Origin of the sequence: Gemmiger formicilis (genome assembly GCF_016901605.1) — a bacterium.
Classification (GTDB): domain Bacteria; phylum Bacillota; class Clostridia; order Oscillospirales; family Ruminococcaceae; genus Gemmiger; species Gemmiger formicilis_B.
Map to the genome: position 1 here is coordinate 1 of NZ_JACJKP010000232.1, position 3,444 is coordinate 3,444.

Here is a 3,444-nt window from a genome sequence, read left to right on the forward strand (position 1 = left end):
GACAGCGGTTCCATCCCTACGCTGAACGGCAGCTTTGATGTGGGACAGGCAGCCAGTGCTGCATGGCAGGCGGGCCGTCCTTTGTCCGAATTGCTGGACGCACAGCCCGTAACAGCCGCGCCGGCTCCCAGTGGAACAGAAAGTACCTTTACGGTTCCCCAGGGCGGCGAAGCGGCACGTCTGCAGGTGAGTACTGCGGTGGGCAACTCCGCGACAGCACCGATCCGGACACCCCCGTCTGCCGCCAAGGCGGACCCGGCAGCCATGCAGCTTGCCAATGCTTCCAAAGAACCGCCAAAACCCTATTGCTACCCGTCGTTGAACCTCTTCAATGCCACGCGGCCGGAGGATGAGATGGGGGCCGCACGGGAAATGAAGAAAAACGCCGACACACTGGTGAACACACTGGAAAGCTTCGGCGTAAAAACCAAGATTCTGGATATCTGCCGCGGTCCTTCCGTTACACGGTATGAACTGCAGCCCCAGGCGGGTATTAAAGTCAGCCGAATTACCAGCCTGGCCGATGACATTGCACTGAACCTTGCCACCGCCGGTGTGCGTATTGAAGCACCCATCCCCGGCAAACCGGCTGTCGGTATCGAGGTGCCCAACAAGATCCGTTCTACGGTCAATATCCGCACGGTGTTTGAATCGCAGAATTACATCAATATGCGCAGCCCGCTTACAATGGCGCTCGGCAAGGATATTGCCGGTACGGCGCAGGTCGCAGACCTGTGTAAAATGCCGCACCTGCTCATTGCCGGTTCTACCGGCAGCGGTAAGTCGGTCTGTGTGAACTCTATTATCATCAGCTTTTTGTTCCGCTCCGGGCCGGAGGATGTCAAACTGATCCTCATCGACCCGAAGGTTGTCGAATTGGCAGAGTACAACGGTATTCCGCACCTGCTGATGCCGGTCGTTACGGAACCTCGCAAGGCAGCAGGTGCTTTGGGCGCCAGCGTAGCGGAAATGGAACGCCGGTATAAATTGTTTGCCGAAAACAATGTGCGGGAGATCAAGGCTTACAACAAACTGGCTGCTCAGACAGGAATGGAGCATCTGCCGTATATCGCAATTATCATTGACGAGTTGGCAGACCTGATGATGGTGGCCGGTAAAGAAGTGGAAGATTACATCTGCCGTATTGCCCAGAAAGCCCGTGCGGCAGGTATCCACCTGATTGTTGCAACGCAGCGTCCCAGTGTGGATGTTATTACCGGTCTGATCAAAGCCAACATCCCCAGCCGTATTGCCTTTGCGGTTTCCAGCCAGATCGACTCCCGTACCATTCTGGATACGTCCGGTGCTGAAAAACTGCTCGGTAACGGTGATATGCTGTTCCTGCCGGTTGGTGCGGCCAAGCCTGTACGCGTGCAGGGTACCTTTGTGACCGACGAAGAAATCGGTGCGGTGTTGAGCTTTATCAAATCCACTTCTTCGTCTCAGTATGACGAAGAAATGATTGCGGAGATGGAACGCCGCGCAGTGGCCGAAAAGGGAAACAAGAAAGGCGATGATGACGGCGACGGTAACGGCGCTCTGGACCCCATGTTTGAACAGGCGGTGGAGTGTGTAATTGATGCCGGGCAAGCTTCCACAAGTCTTTTGCAGCGTCGCTGCAAGCTGGGATATGCCCGTGCTGCCCGCATTATGGATCAGATGGAGCAGGAAAAAGTCATCGGACCTTATGAGGGTGCCAAACCCCGCGCAGTACTGATTACCCGGGCACAATGGCAGGAGCGTAAATTGAATGCGCAGTACGATGAAGCGTAAGAGAAGACGCCGCCGCAGCAAAAAGCACTATTCATGGCTTGTAACGGCCGTGGTCGCTTTTCTGCTGGCTGCGGCCGGCCTGGTCATTGAGTTCTATGGTGGGCAACAAGGCGTTCCCACCTGGTCAGAAGTGTATACCGCGTTGGGCGTTCCTTTGGATGGCCCTAACCCGGAACTTCTGGCAGACAGTGAAACCACGGTGACCGTGCTGGATGTAGGGCAGGGAGATTCGGTATTGATTGGGCAAGACGGAGAGTACTGCCTGATTGACACCGGTACATCGGATTCACAGGATGCCCTGATTCGCAGCTTGCGGCAGGCGGGAATCACGGAACTGAAGTATCTGGTCCTGACCCATCCCCATGCCGATCATACGGGCGGCGCCATGGCGGTGCTGGAGAATTTGTCGGTAGACACCCTGTTGCTGCCGGTGTGGCCAACAGAAGATCCTGATGATTCCTCTCCATGGCCGCGAGGATTGCTGGAGCTGGCGAAAACCGGCCAAACAACCGTGCAGGAAACGTCAGAAGGGGAACGCTATTCATTGGGCACCGGCACCTTGCATATTTTGCAGGGCGGAAGCGCCTGGATGAAGGACGCCGACGATGCGAACAACGGCTCTTTGTGCCTTCTGTTTGAAGCCGGCGGGTTCCGGTATCTGGCTACCGGTGATGCAGAAGATTCGGCAGAGGAAGCCCTGGTGGAACGTTATGGAACGGAGCTGGAAGCGGTTTTGTACAAGGCGGGGCACCATGGTTCCTCAACTTCCAGCGGAGAAGAACTCCTGTCGGTTGTGCAGCCGCAGGCAGTAGCCATCAGCTGCGGGTTGGATAATGAGTATGGTCATCCCCATGAGGAAACACTGCGCCGTCTGGAAGAGATTGGTGCGGCTGTTTACCGGACTGACACGATGGGAACGATTACCTTTACCTATGAAAACGGCATATTAAGTGCGTCGACTTCCGAAGAAACGTTGGATGCGGCAGCCTGACATGCCTCTGATATAGAGGGAGAGCGAAAGTATGAAGATTGTTGAACAATTCAAGGCAAAGCGGTGCGTGTTTTCTATTGAGTGTTTTCCGCCCAAGCAGACCACACAGATGGAAAAAATGCGTGCCACACTCCATGAAATGAGCCGCCTGAAGCCGGATTTCATCAGTGTTACGTTTGGCGCAGGCGGATCAGCCGGCGGTGTTTCGACCGTAGAGGTAGCGGACCTTATCCAGAATGAGCTGGGAATTCCAGCACTGGCGCATCTGATCTGCATGGGCAATGACCGTGCAAGCGCTGCAAAAATCCTGGATCAATTGGAAGCAGTAGGCGTGCACGATGTATTGGCATTGCGTGGTGACCGTACGCCCACCCGCCCGGAAAGCCCGGATTTTGTACATGCCTGTGATCTGACCGCTTTTATCAAGAATTACAAGCCGGACTTTTCCGTGCACGGTGCCTGCTATCCGGAAGGCCATCCGGAAGCGGAAAACCTGCGACAGGATGTGGAGAACCTGCGCAGCAAGCAGGCAGCGGGAGCAGAACATCTTGTGACTCAGTTGTTCTTTGACAATATGCATTTCTATCGGTTCCTGAACCTTGCCAGACGGGCGGGCATTACGCTGCCGGTTTCGGCCGGTGTGATGCCGATTGTAAAACGCAGTCAGATCGAACGCACCG

The 3,444-nt window shown here is 55.4% G+C and carries 3 protein-coding genes; all 3 read left to right on the forward strand.

All coding sequences use genetic code 11. From position 1 onward, the window contains the following. A partial coding sequence (locus H6B10_RS13360; RefSeq protein ID WP_204652062.1) for a DNA translocase FtsK occupies positions 1-1,773 on the forward strand: 1,773 nt, incomplete at its 5' end. Beyond that, on the forward strand, positions 1,751-2,764 hold the full coding sequence (locus H6B10_RS13365; RefSeq protein WP_204652063.1) for a ComEC/Rec2 family competence protein: 1,014 nt from the start codon (positions 1,751-1,753) through the stop codon (positions 2,762-2,764). The genes H6B10_RS13360 and H6B10_RS13365, both read left to right, overlap by 23 nt. Before the next feature lie 31 nt (positions 2,765-2,795). Continuing rightward, positions 2,796-3,444 (forward strand): methylenetetrahydrofolate reductase (locus H6B10_RS13370; RefSeq protein ID WP_204652064.1); only part of this gene is annotated, 649 nt, incomplete at its 3' end.